The sequence below is a fragment of the Vibrio sp. T13N genome (assembly GCF_032970445.1).
In the GTDB taxonomy this organism is placed as follows: Bacteria; Pseudomonadota; Gammaproteobacteria; order Enterobacterales; family Vibrionaceae; genus Vibrio; species Vibrio diabolicus.
The window spans coordinates 206560-225315 of the sequence record NZ_JAWJYE010000007.1 but is presented as its reverse complement, the minus strand read 5'-3'; the positions used below and the strand labels follow the sequence as shown (position 1 = coordinate 225315).

Sequence of the window (18756 nt, the reverse complement as noted above, 5' to 3'; positions counted from 1 at the left end):
TCGTATGAAATCAGTCTATGACTACATCATTGTTGGTGGCGGTATCGTTGGCGTGTCGACGGCATGGCAACTGCAGCAACGTCACCCTGACAAATCCATTTTATTGGTTGAGAAAGAGTCCGGCTTTGCTAAGCATCAAACTGGACACAATAGCGGCGTGATTCATGCTGGGGTGTACTACGCTCCGGGCAGTTTAAAGGCGGACTTTTGCAAGCGCGGGGTAGAGCGAACCATTTCGTTCTGCGCTGAGCACGATATTCCGGTGGAGAACTGTGGCAAGTTGCTGGTTGCGACCAACGAGCAAGAAGTCGAACGCATGAATGCCCTCTATGAGCGCTGCCATGTCAACGGCATCGACGTAAAGCTTCTCGATGAAGTTCAACTCAAGCTGGCTGAGCCAAACATAACAGGCTTGGGCGCGATTTATGTTAAAACCACCAGTATTGTCGATTATCGTTTGGTCACAGAGCAGATGGCGGAAGAGTTCAAAAAGCTCGGCGGGCAAATCAGCTTGAGAACCAAAGTGGTGGCTGCCGAAGAGAAGGATGAAGAAGTCCAACTGACCTGCATTTCAGACGGTCAAACGATGCAGCTTAATACCAAGTTCTTGGTTACTTGCAGCGGCTTGATGGCGGATCGTATGACTAAGATGATGGGTATTCCAACCGATTTTCAGATCATCCCTTATCGTGGTGAATACTACCGCTTAGATAGCAAACACGACCAAGTGGTGAATCATCTTATTTATCCAATTCCCGACCCTGATTTGCCATTCTTAGGTGTCCACCTGACTCGCATGATTGATGGCAGTGTGACCGTTGGTCCAAACGCGGTGCAAGGCTGGAAGCGAGAAGGGTACGACAAGGTTAACTTTAGCCTGCAAGATACCATGCAAATGCTCAGATTCTCCGGTTTCTGGAAAGTGACACAAAAGCATCTAAAAACCGGACTGGATGAGTTTAAGAACTCGTGGTGGAAGCCGGGCTATCTCAAGTTGGTCAACAAATACTGCCCAAGCATCAAGGTGGAAGATCTCAAACCATATCCTGCGGGTATTCGCGCGCAAGCAGTGTTATCCGATGGCACTTTGGTTCATGACTTCTTGTTTGCCGAGAGCGCAAGAAGCCTACACGTTTGCAACGCACCCTCTCCTGCTGCGACATCTGCAATGCCCATTGGGGAGTACATTTGCGATAAGGTGAATGAGAAGATAGAGGCGAAAACTGTATAAAACAAAGGCGACGTAACTGTCGCCTTTGTTTTATTTGAATCTGGGGATTAGGAGTCGCCATCTTTAGGGCAGAGTTCGCCTTTCTTTGCGTGTCTTTCGATCATGTAATCGCCTCGGGCACTGTGCAGAACGATCGCATTCCAGACTTGGCCATCTTGCAACTCGAACTCAAACGCATAATGGGTGCCGCCGACCATTTTCGTTCTCACCTCATGAATCGCTTTCAATTTATCATCGGCATTCATTTGATAAAGCACCATGTTGAGTGAGCGTCTGGCGTCAGGAGTTGCTTGAGCAACTTGCCAATGGCTCTGTTCGTTTGTTGCGGAGCAAATAGACCGCATTTTACTTTTCATGGCGGATGACATCTGCTTGTCTACGGCCAATGCATTTGGTGAAAACAGTAGACCTGTCAAAGGAATCAAAGTTGCCAGAATCTGCTTTAAGGTCATAAAAACACTCCGTTGTTTTACTCTTGCTTGAGTATAGACCTCAATGACTTCAGATGTGGTGCAGTAGACTCTTGGCCTACAATATCGCAGCTCGTATCAGCGAACTGACGATAAACAAGGCGACCACGCTTGCCAGCCAAATGCCAATGAACCACAAAATGGGTTTTAGTTTCATTAGTGATATCCCTCTCCACGTTTCATCTTACCGCGGAAAACCCAATACGAATAAGCCGTGTAGGCTATGATCAGAGGAAGTAATACCACCGCACCGGCAAGTAAAAATGCCAAACTTTTATCTGGCGCGGCGACGTCTTGATAAGTGAGTGCGAATGGGACCAAGTAAGGAAATGTACTGACACCGAAACCCATCGCGGAAACAAGAAACAGGCCGATGGCAAGTACATAGGCACGAACAGCTTTGTGGTCGAGTAAGGCTTTGAATAGCTGCCAAATGAGTGCCGCTGCAATAACTGGTAAGATGAAAAACAGCAGCGAGTTTGGTAATGAGAACCAACGTTCAAAGACGATATGTTGGCTCAATGGCAACCACAAACTGGCGATGAATATACAGGCTACCATTGCTAGCCCCCATCGTCGCGCGACCACGTAGTAACGCCCCATCAGCTCTTCTGGAAGCTTGGTTAATAACCAGCATGAACCAAGCAGAATATAAGCACAAACAAGCGCCAAGCCACAAAATACGCTAAATGGCGAAAGCCAATCAAACCATCCACCTGCGTATGCTCGTTCACTAACTTCTATACCTTGGAGCAGGGTTCCAAGCATAATGCCTTGCATCAATGCCGCGGTGAGTGAACCAATGAAAAAAGCGCTATCCCATAAAAACTTTCCGCGTTGTGTTCGGAAGCGATACTCAAAAGAAACCCCGCGCAGAATTAACCCGAGCAGCATTAAAATCAGGGGAGCATAGAGTGCTGGCATAATGACCGCGTAGGCGAGGGGGAACACGGCAAAAAGCCCACCACCGCCAAGAACTAGCCAAGTTTCATTACCATCCCAAACAGGAGCGATGCTGTTCATCATCATGTCGCGCTCTTCATCGTCATTCGCGCTGAGGAAAAGGATACCAATACCGAGATCAAAGCCATCTAACACGACATAAATCAGAACGGCGAGCCCAATCAAAGCGTACCAAATTAATGCGTAATCCATGAGTTAGCTCCTAGGTTAGATGGTTAGAATGTGTGATGGCATCGGTTTTCGTGCCATCAGGAAGTCGGCTGTCTAAGCCTTCTTCATAACGAGTTGGAGATTTGCGCATCAAACGCAGTAGATAGAAGAAGCCTGCTCCAAAAACCACAAAGTAAACCACGATGAACGCCGTCAGGGATACGCTCACCGCGGCGGCATCAATAGGCGATGCCGAATTGGCTGTGGTTAAAAGACCGTATACGGTGTAAGGCTGGCGACCGACTTCGGTGGTTATCCAGCCTGCTAAAACTGCAATGAACCCCGCTGGGGCAAACAGGACACAAATACGTTGAAGTGCCCTTGAATCAAAAAGTTTGCGACGTTTTCTTAGCCAAAGGCTCCACAAACCAATAACAAGCATGCCAAAACCAAGCGCGACCATTACTCGGAAAGACCAGAAAACGATAGATACAGGAGGGTGTTCCTCCTCTGGAAAAGCATCTAATCCCTTCACTTCACCGTTGAGGTCATGAGTTAAGATCAAACTACCGAGTTTGGGGATTTCCAGTGCGTATTCCATACGTTTTTCTTCATCGTTAGGGATACCGAAGAGGATCAATGGCGCGCCTTGGTGAGACTCATAGTGCCCTTCCATCGCGGCGACTTTGGCGGGTTGATGTTCAAGGGTGTTTAATCCATGCATGTCTCCAGCAACGATTTGAATAGGTGTCACGATGGCAGCCATCCACATTGCCATCGAGAACATAATTCTGGCTAGAGGGTTATGGTTTGCTTTTAGCAAGTGATAAGCGGCAACGCCGGCTACAACAAAAGCAGTAGTAAGGTAAGCGGCGAGCAACATATGAACGAGCCGGTAAGGGAAGGAAGGGGTGAAGACAATCGCCCACCAGTCTTCTGGGACAAACTGTCCGGCTTCGTTGATGCTGTAGCCTGCTGGTGTTTGCATCCAACTATTAACCGAAAGTATCCAAAACGCAGACAAAAACGTCCCGAATGCAACAATACAAGTCGCGGCGAAGTGAAGCTTCTTACCCACCTTATCCATACCGAAAAGCATCACGCCTAAAAAACCAGCTTCGAGGAAAAACGCAGTAAAAACTTCATAACCCATTAGCGGGCCTAGGACTGGGCCTGTTTTGTCGGCAAACACGCTCCAGTTAGTACCGAATTGATAGCTCAACACGATGCCACTCACCACACCCATACCAAAACTGATGGCAAAGATTTTGAGCCAGTACTTATAGATTTGCATGTACTGTTTGTTGCCCGTTTTTAAGTACAAGCCCTCTAATACAGCGAGATAACTTGCCAAACCAATCGTAAAAGCTGGAAAAATAATGTGGAAAGAGACAGTAAAGGCAAATTGGAATCTAGCTAGGTCAATGGCGAGTGTGTCCATGAGCGGTCCCTTTTTCGTTGAATAAAACTGTTCGCCGGATTTAAAGAGGAGACAGAAGAGTGGCGAACAAGGTGAAATACGAAGAAGGAAGACGAAGAGATTAAAAAACGATCGCTTTTTACACATGTGCGTACCATCTTTTAGATAAAGGAGGAGCGTTATGAGCCTTAAACATTACTTTGAGAAAGCGACACCTAAGTTTGGTCCAGGTGGGAAGTATCACAAGTTCTATCCATTGTTCGAAGCTGTCGAAACCATTTTTTACACGCCTGGTAAGGTAAACCAAGGCATGACTCACGTTCGAGATAGCATCGATTTAAAACGTATTATGATCATGGTGTGGCTGGCGGTCTTCCCTGCCATGTTCTGGGGTATGTACAACATAGGTCAGCAGTCCAGCGATGCTTTGTTGTATGGAATGGATCAAGCCTCAGCTCATCAAGCGCTGGCTTCTTCGTGGAAACTGAGTTGGGTATGGGGCTCGTTAGATGCGGTTTCACAGGCGGGGTGGGCAAGTAAAATGTGGCTTGGTGCTACTTACTTTCTCCCGGTTTATGCGACGGTGTTTATCGTTGGTGGTTTCTGGGAAGTTCTGTTTGCTATTGTTCGAAAGCATGAGGTGAACGAAGGCTTTTTTGTCAGCTCTATACTATTCGCGCTGATCCTTCCTCCGACAATTCCACTGTGGCAAGCGGCTTTAGGTATCACTTTCGGTATTGTTGTGGCGAAGGAGATTTTCGGTGGTACGGGGCGAAACTTCTTAAACCCGGCACTAGCAGGGCGAGCCTTCTTGTACTTCGCTTATCCCGCTAACATGTCTGGCGGGGCTGTTTGGGTTGCGGCAGATGGTTACTCTGGCGCTACACCGCTGAGCCAATGGTATGAAGGTGGACAAAGTGCCTTGATAAATAGTATGACGGGACAGCCAATTTCATGGGGAGATGCTCTTGTTGGTAATTTGCCAGGCTCGATGGGTGAAGTCTCCACGCTGTTGATTGCATTAACAGGCTTTATTCTTATCTTTATGAAGATAGCGTCGTGGCGAATCGTTGCAGGCGTGTTGGTTGGTTTAGTGGCGGCTTCATTATTATTGAATGCGATCGGTTCGGACTCTAACCCAATGTTCTCCATGCCGTTTTACTGGCACTTCGTGATTGGTGGGGTCGCGTTTGGTACCTTCTTTATGGCGACAGATCCTGTCTCGGCGGCTTTTACCAATGGCGGTAAATGGGCATACGGACTATTAATCGGTGTGATGACGATTTTTATCCGAGTGCTGAACCCAGCTTATCCAGAAGGCATCATGTTAGCGATTCTATTTGCTAACTTATTCGCGCCACTTTTCGATTATTTAGTCAAAGAAAGTAATATCAAACGCAGAATGAAAAGGGCGAGACCTTCTTAAAATGAGGGTGACTTCACTGAAAGTTGATTGAAAACTGCACTATATTGAAAAGGTCAGAAACATGGGGTTTCTGGCTTTTTATTTTTATCAGGAGGACGAAGACGATGAGAATAAAGGATATTCTCGATAGCCGTTTGGTGCTGTCGTTCTGGTACAACCTAGACTACTGCTTGTCTCTTCTTAGTAAAATCTCTTCTCGTTGATTTCCTCAATGCAACCGCATTGAAAAGCATTTTATCTATTTGTTTTTTTAGTCTTACGTGATAGCGCGTAGGGCAATGCGTATAAGGAAATTAACAATGAAACGTATTCCAGAACCTTTCCGTATCAAAATGGTTGAGCCAATCAAAATGACCACTTTGGCAGACCGTGAAGTCGCGTTAAAAGAAGCGGGTTATAACCCATTTCTTCTTCGTAGTGATGATGTTTATATCGATTTGCTGACTGACTCTGGCACTGGTGCCATGAGTGATAATCAGTGGGCTGGCATCATGATGGGGGATGAATCCTATGCGGGTAGCCGAAATTACTACAACCTGTGTGATGCAGTAGAGCATTTCTTTGGTTACAAGCTCACCGTGCCTGCGCACCAAGGGCGTGGTGCCGAGCAAATTTTGTTCCCAGCTTTGATTGAGCGTATGCGTCAAGTGCGTGGTGGTGAAACGCCAGTATTTATATCGAACTACCATTTTGATACCACCGCGGGTCACATCGAGCTCAATGGCGGTAAAGCAATTAACGTGGTAACGGAAGAAGCATTCGACACCACTACGCCTTATGATTGGAAGGGCAACTTTGATATCGATAAGCTGGTGGCAACAATTGAAGCGCACGGTTCACATAACATTTGTGCGATTATCACCACGATTACTTGTAATAGCTCCGGTGGTCAGCCTGTGTCGATGGAAAACATGCGCAGCGTGTACGAAATCGCAACCAAGTACGATATTCCGGTGGTGATTGACTCGGCTCGTTACTGTGAGAACGCCTACTTTATTAAGCAGCGTGAAGAGGGGTACGAAGATAAATCGATTCTGGAAATCATTCGCGAGATGTATCAATACGGCGATATGTTGACGATGTCGGCTAAGAAAGACCCGATGGTAAACATTGGTGGTATGTGTTGTATTCGCGATCATAAAGAGTTATTCCAAGCAGTGCAGACACGTTGTGTACCCATGGAAGGATTTGTGACATACGGTGGTATGGCTGGGCGTGATATGGAAGCGCTCGCTCGCGGTTTGTATGAAGCAGCGGATGAAGATTTTCTTCACTATCGAATTAGCCAAGTTCAATACTTAGGTGAGCGCTTACGTGAGGGCGGTATTCCAATTCAATACCCAACGGGTGGTCACGCGGTGTTTGTGGATGCAGCTAAGATTTTGCCACATATTCCAACGGATCAGTTCCCTGCGCAGGTATTGTGTAATGCCTTGTACTTGGAAGCGGGCATTCGAGCAGTAGAGATAGGATCACTACTGCTTGGTCGTGACCCTGAAACAGGTAAACAAAAAGCGTCAGAGTTAGAATTAATGCGTTTGACCATTCCACGCCGTGTCTACACAAACGACCATATGGATTACATTGCGGATGCGATTATCGAACTGAAAAATCGTGCACATGAGTTAAAAGGGCTCACTTTTGAGTATGAACCACCAGTGTTGCGCCACTTTACTGCTCGGTTTAAAGAAATCGATTAATTAAGGTTTGAATATAGAAAAGCAAAAGGCCGCGAGTTTCGCGGCCTTTTTCGATTTGTTTCTTAGCGTTACAGTTACGCCAACTCTAATGTAATGCGAACGAACTGATCGTCCTGGTACTGCACTTCATAATTGAATGTACCACTGGCGTAAATGCTGCCAAGGAAAAGTGAGCGTTGACTCATTGGTCCACGGAACAGCATCGAAATAGGAGCGATTAGGGCGTTATTATCATCGAAGTGCTGATTTAAGTTCTCAGAAAGCACACACAGCAAACAGCCGTGTTGGTCGTGAGATAAGTCGACGTCTTCCGGTCGAGATAATAATACGGTAGTCCCCAACTTCTTCTCAACCTCGTTAATCAACAGCAAGTAGCTATCTAGATCAGGTTGAGGGTTACTTGGTTTATCTGCACCCACGCAACGTTCGAGTAACGCTTCCAGATTTCCGTTCTCGCCTTTTGCCTGTTGAGTCAAAGACTTTAACGGCTTTTTAATCAGCTTATAGCGATTACTCTTCAGTTTTGGCTTCAGCCATTTCTGCAGTAAGTCGTTACGCTCTTTAAGGGAGAGACCATGTGAGGACGCGTGAATTTTAAAGTGCAGGTGTAATAAAGCGTGAACCGCAAGCTCACTCAGAAGTTGGTTAGCATCTGTAGACTGTCTTGCCTGCTTAGAACTTTGCATTACACTCGAACAAAATTAGGGAAGAAGGATAATGGTGCCGAGAGAGGGACTCGAACCCTCACACCAAAGGCACTAGCACCTCATGCTAGCGTGTCTACCAATTTCACCATCTCGGCATCATGATGCTCTGAATACTCAGAGGCCTCGAAAAGAAGCACCGCGAATTGTATAACCAAAATCCATCTGTTGGCGAGAGCAAAATGACGAATTTTGGATCTTTCGAGTTTGATTGCGTATTTATTGGTCACTTTTGCGTTTTTTACCATCAAAGTCTGTCCTTATGCCCTTACTTTTATTAACAGTATGACGACAAAAGAACGTTTTTGCCTAAATTTTGAACGCTTGAACGTTTGCGTAAATAAATGTGATGAATATCTCTTTTTGTTGGCTATACTTGCGTCCCGTTTAAGCGGGAATTAGGGTTTAGTTGTTCAGGACCCTTACCCATACAAGCCGTCACATGGAGCAGGCCAAGCAATACGCTCGCCAGCAGTGAATGACCCCACGGACCGGACCAGCTACGTTCAATTGCTTGTATAAGGTAAAAATAAGATGTCGAACTATTCGTTCTGTCTACATTCTGGATCTGAAGGCGAGTTATCACTCGCTGCGTTGTCCCTTTCTTCTTCCAATTCCTTTGGCTCTTTTTTCTTTTTCAACGTTCAGTAGGTCCAGCTCATGAGTGTTCTATTTAGTCTATTTGGTATTGTTGCACTGCTAGGTTGTGCTTTCCTACTTTCTGAGGGCCGTTCTTCCATTAATTGGAAAACCGTATCTCGCGCCTTGATGCTACAAATGGGATTTGCTGCCTTAGTGCTTTATTTCCCGTTAGGTCAGGCGGCGCTGGCGAGTTTAAGTAATGGTGTCGCGGGGCTACTCAGCTTTGCTGATGAGGGGATTAAATTCCTCTTTGGTGACCTCGCTTCTTCTGGCTTTATCTTCGCTATTCGTGTCCTTCCTATCATCATCTTCTTCAGTGCTCTTATCTCCGCCCTTTACTACTTGGGCATCATGCAAAAAGTGATTCAATTTATTGGCGGTGCTATCCAGAAGTTCTTGGGCACCAGCAAAGCAGAGTCTCTGGTTGCAACAGGTAACATTTTCTTATCTCAAGGCGAGTCCCCACTTCTTATTCGTCCATTTCTTTCGAACATGACTCGCTCTGAACTGTTTGCTGTGATGGCTGGTGGTATGGCTTCAGTGGCGGGCAGTGTGCTTGGTGGTTATGCCGGTTTAGGTGTTGACCTAAAATACTTGATTGCGGCAAGCTTTATGGCAGCTCCAGGTAGTTTGATGATGGCAAAAATCATTGTTCCTGAACGCCAAACGCCAAGCGATTACAACGATATTGAGCTAGATAAATCAGAAGAAAGCAACGTTATTGATGCGCTAGCAAGCGGTGCTATGGGCGGTATGAAAGTGGCCGTTGCTGTTGGTACCATGCTTATCGCTTTTGTTAGTGTTATCGCGATGGTGAACACGGGACTAGAAAACTTAGGTGACATACTTGGTTTCTCTGGTGTGACGCTACAAGCGATTTTTGGTTACTTGTTTGCACCTCTAGCGTGGTTGATTGGTGTGCCAAGCCACGAAATCCTTGCTGCGGGTTCATACATTGGTCAGAAAGTTGTGATGAACGAATTTGTCGCGTTTATCGATTTTGTACAGCACAAAGCGACGCTCTCTGAGCATACTCAAGTCATCATCACTTTTGCGTTGTGCGGCTTTGCAAACATTGGTTCAATTGCGATTCAGCTGGGTTCTATCGGCGTGATGGCACCTGAGCGCCGCAAAGATGTAGCAAGTTTAGGCCTAAAAGCGGTTGCTGCTGGCACACTCGCTAACCTGATGAGTGCGTGTTTAGCGGGCATTTTCATCTCGCTCTAATTTAGATTGAAGATGCACACTAAAAACCCGCCTAAATGGCGGGTTTTATTATTTCTAAGGCTTAGGTATTAAGCCGTAGGGTATTGATTTAAAAGCGTCAGGGTGCTCTTGATAAGTTGGCGCTTTATGTACCCCTTTCCAATCGAGCAGCATGATGGCTAGCACGTTACGGTGCTCGCCGTACTTGAGATCAAAACTCCCATCGACCGATGGAATCATCCCTTTTTCAGCGTTGATTGCGTGACGAATGGCTTGGCGGGTTTTCTCGACGACCGGATCGTGATCCAAGCCTGCTAACAAAAACGAAATGCCGACTTCTGCAATCACGTCTTCTTTGGCGCGCAGTAGGATAGTGTCGATGTTGTTGCGAAAGTAATCATAAATCCATTGGTGTTTCTTTTCGCTTACCCGCACTTGATAGTACTGTGAGTCGGCAAAGATGATGTGCGTCATACCATAGAGTTTATTCCAATACTGCTGAGCTGACAGCATCTTATCTTTATCGTCGGGATAGGTACTGCGAAAGGTTTGAGCAAATTCGTCGACCACATCTTGCTCGCCTAGCTGGCGAAGCCAGTAGACTTGGTTTGCGAGCTGAGCTGCCCACGCCTCTATCATTTCTTTGTCCGTAACGTAACGCGAGAAATCGTAGCGCCTCAGGATCTTTCTTAGCGTTTTGTCTTGCTTATGTTTCAGACCATATTCGTTTGCTCTTGCCATTGCGCCAAGCAAATCCACGCCAAGATAAAGATATTCAGGATGGTGTTTAGTGACGGTATAGCGTCGTTGCCCTCGCTCACTTTCTTTCTCTTGATACGCGGTCAATCTTTGTGATGAATAAAGAATAATGTCTTCAGGTTCAACGACTTCATTAGCAAATCGGTTTAATCGGCTAGCTACTTGTGCCATGTCGGTCCAAACGGCAGCGAGATATTTCTCATCTAACGTCTGGCGGTACATGCGTAAGCCAAAGTGCCCCTCTTTAAACGCAGGTAAAGTGAACAGTTCCTGCTCGTAGGTACTACGAATCAACTGTGCTGATTGAGCATTATCTAGGAGCGGTATCTCTTCTTGTGATGCCTGAACAGCAAAGGTAAGTGAGCAAGAGAGTAAGACCGCTAAGCTAAGAGGTTTGATACGCATAAATCCATTCCCTATGAAGTCCTGAATCTAAACCTACCATCAATATTAATTAAGAATGTAAAAGCTGAGTCAATAGTTAAAAATCTGTCGAAAAGTCAGATTGATACGTTCACCTTTGGTTTTCGCGGTTTTTGGTACACAGTGTTTCCAGTGATGTTGGAGCTCGCCAGCCATAACCAGTAAGGAGCCGTGAGAAAGCTCATATTCAATCTCAGTTTTACAATGTAAATTTCTGAGCAAAAATCGACGTGTTTCACCTAAATTCAAAGAGGCGATAACCGGGTTTCTACCTAGCTCTGGTTCATTGTCTTGGTGCCAGCCCATCGAATCTTGGCCGTGTCGGTATAGGTTGGCAAGTACAGAGTTGAAGGCTACATCCGCAATCGTCTCACAGCGCACTTTGAGCTGAGTTAACTCAGGAGTCCAAGGGTGAGGCTGCATGGTCAAGCCAGAGTAAGTATATGCTGCATCACCATGCCACGCTTGTAAACGAGGTTGAAGTACTGACTTGCCGAACATGGTAATGCGCTCTTGATGCCATGGCAGTGTTTTCAGAAGTTGGTCAAAGTAGTGATCCGCTTCTAGATGGTTAAGAAAATAAGGATCGTAATAGAGTTTCCCCCTTTCTACTTCTTGCCACTGAGTACCGTCAAATAAATCGCCTTGTTGATGCATCATCTCATACCTAAAACATAAAAAATTTTAATCACTGTTACCTTTCCGATTGGGATTGGTTATTCTTGTAATAATAAGAATTTTAACAATAAATAAAAATCTCGTAACGATATACGAGTTGTGGGGAGAAAATGCGTTATTTACCCAGAAAGCGATGCTATTTTGCATTGTTCTTCCTCAGTTTTTTCGCTTTATGCGTTGGGGTTATTGAGCTGTTGCATCGAAATCAGCAAGAGCTTCACCAAGAGCGAGTTCAAGTTGAGGCCAAAGAGCAACTTTCCACCCTCCGTTCCAATTTGGAAGCGGTACTTATGGCGGATATCTATAAAGCCAGTACCTTGGCGACACTTATTACTTTACTGCCTAAAAACCAAGAAGACGAATTGAACATTGCGGCTCACCGCATTCTGAACAAAAGCAAACATATTACGATCATTGGCATCGCGAAGAATGATGTTATCAGTCATATATTTCCCCGCCAAGGTAATGAGCGTTTAATCGGGCTCGATTACCGAACGGTACCACAGCAGTGGGTACAGGTGCAAAAAGCCAAGGATATACAAGAAATATTCATAGCAGGACCTGTCAACTTGATTCAAGGCGGCAAAGGCTTGATCGTGCGGGTTCCGGTTTTTCTTGATCCACCGTTGAACCAAGATTATTGGGGTGTGATCAGTGCGGTGATTAATTTTGATGCTCTGATGCGAGAAACTGGCGTGATCGATTTCTCTTATCGCTACCCTTTGATGATTCGTGGTTACGACAGTGGCGGTGCTTTTGGTGACGTTTTCTTTGGCGCACTGAGTGAAACCAAAACGCCATACGCGAAAGAAATGGTTCATTTTCCTTATGGTGGATGGAGTATGGTGGTTTTCTCCGGAGACAAACTCGACCGTCAAATTCCTTGGCATCAGCTTTATTTCGCAAGGCTCATCGGTTATCCCATTGTTTTTGCACTGAGCCTCGCGCTTATTGCGATTTATCGCTTGTACACCATTGCGGATGATAGAGCACTGCATGATGAACTGACGCACTTACCAAACCGTCGCTATTTTATGAAGTTTTACAAGCAGCAGTTTGAAATAGCGAAACGTTACAAAAAGCGTTACAGCTTCGCCTTAATCAATATAGATCTGGATAGGTTTAAACATATTAACGATACCTATGGTCATGACGCAGGCGACAAGGTCTTAGTCGCTACGGCTGAAAGAGTGAGAAGCTCTCTGCGTAAATCAGATATAGTGGCCCGAATGGGAGGTGATGAGTTTTTAGTTGTCGTTCATAACCCTGGGACGGAAGAAAATGTTCAGTCTCTGCTACAAAAGCTCAGGTTAGCTTTATGTTCGACGCCCGTGATTTACGATGAAGCGCTCATTTACCTGAGAACCAGCATTGGGTACGCGATATTTGATCCGGACATGTCATCTCCAGAGCAAATGATGAAAATAGCCGATGAGAGAATGTATCAACAAAAACATGGCGGATGAACCTGAGCCCAGTTTCAATCAGGGCTTTGGAGCAGTGGTAAGGTTAAGAATCCGAAATCTCACCATCATTTGGGTATAAGAATATATGACTTTACATGTTAATAGACTCTTTGCTGAGAGAGTCATTATTAGTAGTGCATGAAGTGGCATATTTGCATGTTGTTGCATTTTGCAAATGCAGTTTGCGAAATTTATGGTCAATAAAGCAACGATATGCATCTGGATCTATTAAAAAACGGCCTTTTTAAAGTTGGCACGCATCGTGCTTTATCTAGAGTGACCCTTATTAAGCCGAGGGTCACCTAGCCAACTGACGTTGTTAGTGAATACACATTGTTCACAAGTATATACCGCCAATCACGATTATTGTGATTGGCGTTTTTTCTTTCTAGAGACCAATAATATTCACGTTGTCACCTGTCTCATCGGCTTCTCCGCACTTACTGTAACAACTAGGCTGCCTTGGACAAACGGCCCCTCTTGAGCAGATTAGCCTAGCTTGGGTTTGAATACCTCGTTCTATCCAATTGATGTTTAATATCTTAGCGATGGTTGTTAAGTCTTTTTTGATGTGGGGAGGAATGACACTACTTCCGCCGGAAGCGACACAAAGTGACTTCAGCTCTTCCGCAATAGAAACCGCATCACCACCTTGTGCAGAAATCGCAGGGTTTAAATCTATCCCCGCGCACAACACTCGGTTGTTCCCCGCAGGGTCAAATACGTTGACTGATTCACAACAGTAAATACGTGGCTCGTCGCCCACATTCAAAATCGAAATTTGCGCTGAACTGGTATCCAAAGGTTGGGCTAGACGTCTAAATACGGCCCAGTGTTGGCAAGGATCGTTCACTTTGCGCATATTGCCCCAAGGAAGCGGGATGCCATTTCCACGATATACCGCTTTCAACTTGCCCGGACCATAGGCATCAAAGTAGTGCCAATGAGGGTACGGAGAAACCACGGTCATACGACGCATCGCAACGGAAGGAGAAACGCCGGCCTTTTTGTGAACATCAATTTCGTAACCGGAACGGTCAAGCAACTGACGAAATGGTACTTTGGGGCAAAGCAGGGCACCAGCAAAAAAGCTGGACTCAAAATCGCGCCAAGCTTGTAGGATATCTTGCGAGTTGAGCTCAGAGTTGGAAACTGGGCTGTCCATTTGCTCCCAGTTGTTTTGATGCCCAATAGATAAAACGTTATTCATTGCATCACTGCTATGGAGCACGCGATGGCCGATGTATACCGCCAAGTCATATTTCAATCGGGTTGGGTAGTCACGCATTCGTTTATTGAGATAAATGGTGCCAGGTGGCTCCATGAAAGACGTAATCAACTGTTTGGCGCTGACGCCCAGTTCATCAATCACATCCTGTGGTGCTCGGTCTACCCAGCGAATATCCAACCCCATGCTTTTCGCAATATCTATCAGATCTTCTACCGATAGATTCAGGCGTTTCAAGCCGACCTCTTCGGCTGCGCGTTCTAAATCAGGAAAATGGTTTTGATGGTTTTCTTGGTGCGCACGGATCAACAAGTGGGCGAATTGACGTCCAGTAATACCCGTTTGAGACAACATCTCTGGAATCGCGATTTGGAGAATATCATTGGAGAACAAAAAGCTCGGCTCCAATGCCATACCGTTGATACCGCCACGATTCCCTTTGTTGGGTGTAATGGCTTCTAATTCCGGTTCATCATCTAAAAACCACGCAGGATCTTTTTGAAAAACTTCCGCGATTACTTCGAGCATATCAATACTCGGAACGCGTTTTCCGCGCTCTATCATCGAAAGGTAAGATACCGACGGTGCGTACTCAGGATTGATCCTTACACAGCGTGCAGATAAATCCTCCATCGTTAAATGGTTGTTTTTCCTTAGGTTTCTAATTTTCGTACCTAGAAAATGGGACTGACGAATAAGGCTTTTTGACACAGACATTTTGTAAAATTCACATTGTAAAATTTTTGTTGTGAAATTGTAGTCAATATTTCGCTAGTCTACATAATAAGCAGGCAAGGAAATTAACCATCAACTTCACAGAATTGCCTGAAACTTAAACGAAGGAATTAAGTTTTTACTCTAGGACGAGTTTTTAAGTGCGAGGATATGACGATGAATATGCTGAACTTCGATAAAAAAGAGATGCAACAACAACAACGCCCATTTATCGCTGAAGCTGTATTTGCCGTCGAAGCGGTAAGTGCTGAGCAGCAGAGCGAGAAGCAAGTAAAAGCGAAGCAACTACTAGACCGCATGTTCCCATTGGAGAGCGGGTCGCACCAAGATGTATCAAGTTACGTAATTGATTACCGCCATGTATTGGCTTACTTCAAAGACGGCACACACAGCGGCCTGAAAAGCCCAAAACACTTTGTGGCGTATACGGGTGAGAAAGAAGATCCAAAATCGATCTTGTTTAAAGACGATTCAGGTAACCACGTAGAAGTGCTATTTGGCTGTCACAAAGGCACCGGTTGTGTGGAGTTGATGGATATTGATGACATTCAACTGGAAACACGCACTACGTTTAATCCTGAACTAACGGGTAATGCGCCGACGGCGATGCGCCACTGGATCAGCTTAATCAAAGGCGACAAAAAAGGTAAGCCGATGGCATGTAGTGAAGATAAAGAATACACTGCGAAAAACGGTGACGACTATATTCTAAGCTATTGCTACAGTGTCGATTAAGATGTGAAGCGCCAGATAAATAGACCCCGCATTTAATAGTGCGGGGTTTTTATTCTATTTCGAAAGTCGGTCCTATTAACCAAGCTTACATAACAAATTGATTTAAATGGGCATCACGCGGTTACGACCGAGTTGTTTTGCCTCATAAAGTTGCTTATCGGCTTTATTGACCAGAGCTTCAGGCGTATCACCCACTTCATATTCTGCTACCCCAAAAGAAGCAGTAATGCTGTGAACTTGTGTACCAGAACGCTTATCTCTGATGCGCAGTTTTTCTATCATGCGGCGTAGGGTGTCTGCATATTGGCGAGCAATTCGCAGAGACTTATTGGGCACAATTAAAGCGAACTCTTCACCACCAAAACGATACGCGCATATTCCATCTCGACAGCTTTGTTGTAGTCGACGGGCAATGGCTTTTAGTACAGTATCGCCGAAAAGGTGGCCGTAATTGTCGTTAAATGACTTGAAATGGTCGATATCAAGCATGATCAAGGTCATTGCTTGATTTGATGCGATAAGCGAAGACAGATCTTTATCAAAAGCTCGACGGTTGTAAAGGTTGGATAGACCATCAAATAATGCGTCTTGCTGTACTTCAGCCAGCTGATTTTTGAGGCGAGAAATTTCTTCACTCGCATTAGTTAATTGGCTATTCAAAAACTTTGTCGAGTGACGAATTTCGTGTGACTCTGCGACAAGTTGACGAATCACCACCATCACTTCTTCAATACTTAAGCTGTTGTCTTCAACTTTTTCTAGCTTATTAAAACTTTTGTCTACCATTTCAGAAAAGGAAGAAGTATCTGAAAGTGTATCGCTCATCGAGCTGGACACTTCATGCAGCAGAACTTCTACATTGGTTCTAAGATCTTCAAGGCTAGTTTCTGCTTTACTGGCAACATAGTTGTTATAAAGCTGTTTATTGGTTGCAGGCGGGCAGATACCGTAGTTTTCTAACACCGTATCTAACTCAAAGTTGAGTTCAGGAATGGTCTTGTCAACGTAGGTATACCAAAGCGCATAGTTGGCTGGCGTGGCAGCAACATGATTTTTGATCATTAGTGGGACCGCTTTTTTCAAATTAGCGGTCGATTTTTTAAACTCGTCGGTCATTTCTGCGATGGTACTAGCAAAATGGAATTGTACTTAGATTAACGGATATTAACCAATATCGCTTTAATTTTTATCATTTTTGCATGGTTTATATAAAAAATGAGTGATTAAGACCGTTATCAATATCGCCAAATTTTAATTTTATAAAATCTTAGTATGAAACATGCGCGAACGATGTTTTGGTGTTAAGGGCTCTAAGATGACCAGCCAATTGGTTTAGTGAGATTGTCAGTAACCTAATGATCGTAAAGCTCTATTGCCCGTACAACAACGAGTGGAATAAAAGACTTAGCGCTTAGGCTATTTGCAACAAGAACGCGGGACTCCGAGTTTACAAAAAACGAGTTTACAAAAAGAGGGTGCGACTTGGATAAGAAAATAGGACTGTATTGGTTCACTAATGACCTGCGTTTGCATGACAACCCGCTGTTGATAGACGCTTATGCAGAAATGGATGAGTTAATTTGTTTGTATTGTCGCCCCTCGGTGACACCTTACTTGCAGCACTTTGCGCAGGAGACCTCTTTAGGGCGTGCGAAATTGCAGTTTCTCGAGGCATCGCTTAATGAACTTAATCAATCTTTAGCTAAATTGGGGCAACGATTATGGACGGTTGAACTGACGCCCTATCAAGCGATCAAATATGCCATCAGTCATTTCGGTATCACTCATATTTATGCTGATGCGTTTGCTGGTTCGGATGAGCAACAGGCACTAGAGCGTGCAATTGAAGGCACTCCCCATGTGAACATAAAACAGCAAGCGATCCGTACTTTGTTGTGCGAAGAACAGTTACCATTTGAATTAAGGCAACTGCCTGCGACCTTCACGAAATTTAGAAAGCAGGTCGAAGGTTTAGACCTCTCTCAACCTTACGAGGGCGTTCATGCTTTACCGCCAGAACCTTCAGGTATGAATTTTCCTACCGCCACGACATATTACTTTGACACCAAACCAGCATTTGATGGCGGAGAACTGAGCGGTCTTGAACATTGTCGACGCTATTTTGCTTCAAGTTTAGCGAGTGAATATAAACAGACGCGCAATGGGCTTGATGGGGTGGAGTATTCAACTAAATTTTCACCTTGGTTAGCTCATGGTTGCGTCTCTCCTACAATCATTTATGCCATGCTCAAACAATATGAGCGGAAGAACGGAGCAAATGATTCAACCTATTGGATCTATTTCGAGTTGTTGTGGCGGGAATACTTTTATTGGTACGCGAGAAAGTATCAACAGAAGTTGTTTCGATTTGGCGGTATCGCCAACCAGCCACCACTGACCAGTTTTTATGCGCAACGCTTCAAACAGTGGAAGAAAGGCGAGACACCTTTTCCAATAGTCAACGCATGTATGCATCAGCTTAATAAAACGGGTTATATGTCTAATCGAGGGCGCCAATTGGTCGCGAGCTGTCTGGTTCATGAACTTGGACTCGACTGGCGTTATGGTGCTGCTTATTTTGAAACTCAGCTGATTGATTACGATGTCGGCTCTAATTGGGGCAACTGGCAGTATTTGGCTGGTGTTGGCGCTGACCCACGTGGCTCACGTCAGTTTAATCTAGAAAAGCAGACACAAACTTATGATCCAGATTTTTCATTTATCGACAAATGGCAGGGGAGATGCGTAGGCGTACATCTTGATAGTGTCGATATGGTGGATTGGCCGATTGCGCCAAAAAAAGAGAGCGGGAGATAACCA

General features: G+C 45.1%; 16 protein-coding genes and 1 tRNA gene. 7 read left to right on the top strand and 10 right to left on the bottom strand.

Annotation, left to right across the window (positions count from 1 at the left end; translation table 11 throughout):
• The first annotated feature begins 4 nt into the window (after positions 1 to 4).
• The gene (lhgO, locus tag R2S67_RS13995; protein WP_213870219.1) at positions 5 to 1231 is read left to right on the top strand and encodes an L-2-hydroxyglutarate oxidase; all 1227 of its coding nucleotides are present in this window, start codon (positions 5 to 7) and stop codon (positions 1229 to 1231) included.
• 47 nt (positions 1232 to 1278) lie between these two features.
• Here lhgO and R2S67_RS13990 read toward each other — a convergent pair whose 3' ends face one another.
• The 4 genes from R2S67_RS13990 to R2S67_RS13980 form a co-directional block, all read right to left on the bottom strand.
• A complete protein-coding gene (locus R2S67_RS13990; protein ID WP_317345161.1) occupies positions 1279 to 1683 on the bottom strand; it encodes a cystatin in 405 nt (134 codons plus the stop codon).
• Between the two features lie 76 nt (positions 1684 to 1759).
• Positions 1760 to 1858 (bottom strand): DUF2474 family protein, encoded by a 99-nt coding sequence (locus R2S67_RS22885; RefSeq protein ID WP_080955913.1) that lies wholly within the window; start codon positions 1856 to 1858, stop codon positions 1760 to 1762.
• Positions 1858 to 2856 (bottom strand): cytochrome d ubiquinol oxidase subunit II, encoded by a 999-nt coding sequence (gene cydB / locus R2S67_RS13985; RefSeq protein WP_317345160.1) that lies wholly within the window; start codon positions 2854 to 2856, stop codon positions 1858 to 1860. The genes R2S67_RS22885 and cydB overlap by 1 nt, the downstream gene beginning before the upstream one ends.
• Positions 2857 to 2866: 10 nt before the next feature.
• The gene (locus R2S67_RS13980) at positions 2867 to 4255 is read right to left on the bottom strand and encodes a cytochrome ubiquinol oxidase subunit I (protein WP_317345158.1); all 1389 of its coding nucleotides are present in this window, start codon (positions 4253 to 4255) and stop codon (positions 2867 to 2869) included.
• 160 nt (positions 4256 to 4415) lie between these two features.
• On the opposite strand from R2S67_RS13980, the gene R2S67_RS13975 reads away from it, so the two are divergent.
• Both R2S67_RS13975 and R2S67_RS13970 read left to right on the top strand, forming a co-directional pair.
• Positions 4416 to 5660: an NADH:ubiquinone reductase (Na(+)-transporting) subunit B gene (locus R2S67_RS13975; protein WP_317345157.1), complete on the top strand. Its 1245-nt coding sequence runs from the start codon at positions 4416 to 4418 to the stop codon at positions 5658 to 5660.
• A gap of 299 nt (positions 5661 to 5959) precedes the next feature.
• Complete coding sequence (locus R2S67_RS13970) at positions 5960 to 7360, top strand: tryptophanase (RefSeq protein WP_005393637.1); 1401 nt, start codon at positions 5960 to 5962, stop codon at positions 7358 to 7360.
• 74 nt (positions 7361 to 7434) lie between these two features.
• On the opposite strand, the gene R2S67_RS13965 is transcribed toward R2S67_RS13970, so the two are convergent.
• Positions 7435 to 8046, bottom strand: coding sequence for a DUF2913 family protein (locus tag R2S67_RS13965; RefSeq protein ID WP_258684281.1), 612 nt, complete (start codon positions 8044 to 8046; stop codon positions 7435 to 7437).
• A gap of 32 nt (positions 8047 to 8078) precedes the next feature.
• A tRNA-Leu gene (locus R2S67_RS13960) sits at positions 8079 to 8162 on the bottom strand.
• Positions 8163 to 8724: 562 nt separating this feature from the next.
• Here R2S67_RS13960 and R2S67_RS13955 point away from each other — a divergent pair.
• Positions 8725 to 9933, top strand: coding sequence for a NupC/NupG family nucleoside CNT transporter (locus R2S67_RS13955; protein ID WP_005393641.1), 1209 nt, complete (start codon positions 8725 to 8727; stop codon positions 9931 to 9933).
• A gap of 54 nt (positions 9934 to 9987) precedes the next feature.
• Here R2S67_RS13955 and R2S67_RS13950 read toward each other — a convergent pair whose 3' ends face one another.
• Together R2S67_RS13950 and R2S67_RS13945 are read right to left on the bottom strand one after the other, a co-directional pair.
• Positions 9988 to 11076, bottom strand: a complete 1089-nt coding sequence (locus R2S67_RS13950) for a DUF3541 domain-containing protein (RefSeq protein ID WP_317345151.1) — start codon at positions 11074 to 11076, stop codon at positions 9988 to 9990.
• Positions 11077 to 11145: 69 nt separating this feature from the next.
• Positions 11146 to 11751, bottom strand: coding sequence for an alpha-ketoglutarate-dependent dioxygenase AlkB (locus R2S67_RS13945; protein ID WP_317345209.1), 606 nt, complete (start codon positions 11749 to 11751; stop codon positions 11146 to 11148).
• A 131-nt stretch (positions 11752 to 11882) separates the two neighbouring features.
• Between R2S67_RS13945 and R2S67_RS13940 the strand changes: the two genes are divergently transcribed.
• Positions 11883 to 13238 carry a diguanylate cyclase gene (locus R2S67_RS13940; RefSeq protein ID WP_317345149.1) on the top strand — a complete coding sequence of 452 codons (1356 nt, stop codon included), beginning with the start codon at positions 11883 to 11885 and terminating at the stop codon, positions 13236 to 13238.
• Between the two features lie 388 nt (positions 13239 to 13626).
• Here R2S67_RS13940 and R2S67_RS13935 read toward each other — a convergent pair whose 3' ends face one another.
• Entirely contained in the window at positions 13627 to 15183 is a 1557-nt protein-coding gene (locus R2S67_RS13935; RefSeq protein WP_104973366.1) for a DUF3612 domain-containing protein, read from the bottom strand.
• A gap of 174 nt (positions 15184 to 15357) precedes the next feature.
• Between R2S67_RS13935 and R2S67_RS13930 the strand changes: the two genes are divergently transcribed.
• On the top strand, positions 15358 to 15936 hold the full coding sequence (locus tag R2S67_RS13930; RefSeq protein ID WP_317345146.1) for a hypothetical protein: 579 nt from the start codon (positions 15358 to 15360) through the stop codon (positions 15934 to 15936).
• A 102-nt stretch (positions 15937 to 16038) separates the two neighbouring features.
• Here the strand turns inward: R2S67_RS13930 and R2S67_RS13925 are convergent, their stop codons facing one another.
• The gene (locus R2S67_RS13925; protein ID WP_005393654.1) at positions 16039 to 17052 is read right to left on the bottom strand and encodes a GGDEF domain-containing protein; all 1014 of its coding nucleotides are present in this window, start codon (positions 17050 to 17052) and stop codon (positions 16039 to 16041) included.
• Between the two features lie 366 nt (positions 17053 to 17418).
• Here R2S67_RS13925 and R2S67_RS13920 point away from each other — a divergent pair, with 366 nt between their 5' ends.
• Positions 17419 to 18753: a DASH family cryptochrome gene (locus R2S67_RS13920; RefSeq protein WP_256893965.1), complete on the top strand. Its 1335-nt coding sequence runs from the start codon at positions 17419 to 17421 to the stop codon at positions 18751 to 18753.
• Positions 18754 to 18756: the final 3 nt, after the last annotated feature.